We start from the raw sequence: 1,362 nt of genomic DNA on the forward strand, positions 1-1,362 counted from the left end.
GTGTCGTACCCCTCGGGCAGGCGGCGCACGAAGGCGTCGGCCCGCGCCGCCCGCGCGGCGGCGCGCACGGCCCCCGGGCCCGGGACCGGCCCCGGGCAGCCGCCGAAGGCGATGGCGGCCGCGATGCTCTCCCCGAAGAGGGCGGGCCGTTCGAAGGCGTGGCCGACCTCGCGGCGCAACTCCTCGGCGGACAGCTCGTCCAGCGGCACGCCGTCGAGCAGGACCCGGCCCTCGTCGCACGCGGTGAGCCGCCCCGCCACGGCGGCCAGCGTCGTCTTGCCGGAGCCCGACCGGCCGACCACGACGACGGTCGTCCCGCCGGGGATCCGCAGGTCGACGTCGTGCAGCAGCACGGTACCCGCCCGTACGACGCGTACGCCGTGCAGCTCCAGCGTGCCCGGCCCCGATGCGGGCAACCGGCGCTGACCCTGGGGGAGTTCGGGCAGCTCGAACAGGGCCGCGGTGCGGCGGGCGGCGGCCCGGCCGCGCACCACGGCAGCCAGCCGCCCCGTCACGGAGCCGACCCCGGCCGCGAGGCCCGCGTACCGGACGGCGGCGAGGAGCCCACCGACGCCGAGGGCACCCTCCGCGAGGCGGATCCCGCCCACGCCGAGGACCACGTAGAGCAACAGGGGCATGAGGGCACTGGTGCGCGCCACGGTCGCGCCGTAGATCCGCCAGGTCCGCCGCCCCTCGGCGCCGAGCTCCGGCAACCGGGCCAGTACGCGCGCCTGTTCGCGCTCGGCGGTGCCGGCGGCGGCGATCGTACGGGCGCCCCCGAGGGCCTCCACGAGTCGGCCGGCCAGGTCGAGCTGCACCTCCTGGTAGCGGCTGACGCTGACGCCGGAGTCACGGGCGAACGCCCTCAACAGCAGTGCGAGCAAAGGGAGTCCGGCGAGAAAGGCCAGTGCGGTCCACACGTCGACCAGGACCAGCGCCACGAGCCCGCCGAGCGGGGGGACCAGGGCGACGGACGCGGTCACGAACGCCGCCGGAACGGCCCCGGCGGTGGTGGCCTGCGCGGTCAGCCGGGCGGATAGGTCACCGGGGGAGCGGCGGGCGGCATGGTGCGGCGCGGTGCGCAGCAACCGCCCGAGCCCGAGCCGCCGCAGCCAGGCGGTGGAGCGGGCGTCGACACCGCCGGTGAGCCGGGCCGTCGCCGCGTCGAGCAGCACCTCGGCGGCGATCACCGCCGCGCACCAAGCGGTCCACCGGGCGCCCGCGGGGTCCTGCCGCAGCAGCAGGTCGAGGGTGTGGCCGAGGACGGCCGGTTCGGCCAGGGCCGCGCCGGCGGCGGCCACCGAGCAGGCGGACGCGGCGGCGAGGCGGCCGGCGCTGTGCTGCGCGGCCGCCCGCAGGGCC

Annotated in this window: 1 protein-coding gene; it reads right to left on the reverse strand. The window is 78.5% G+C overall.

Annotation, left to right across the window (positions count from 1 at the left end; all coding sequences use genetic code 11):
* Positions 1-1,362 (reverse strand): ABC transporter transmembrane domain-containing protein (locus ACWGIU_RS37950; RefSeq protein ID WP_453712645.1); only part of this gene is annotated, 1,362 nt, incomplete at both ends.

The sequence above is a fragment of the Streptomyces sp. NPDC054840 genome (genome assembly GCF_053611065.1).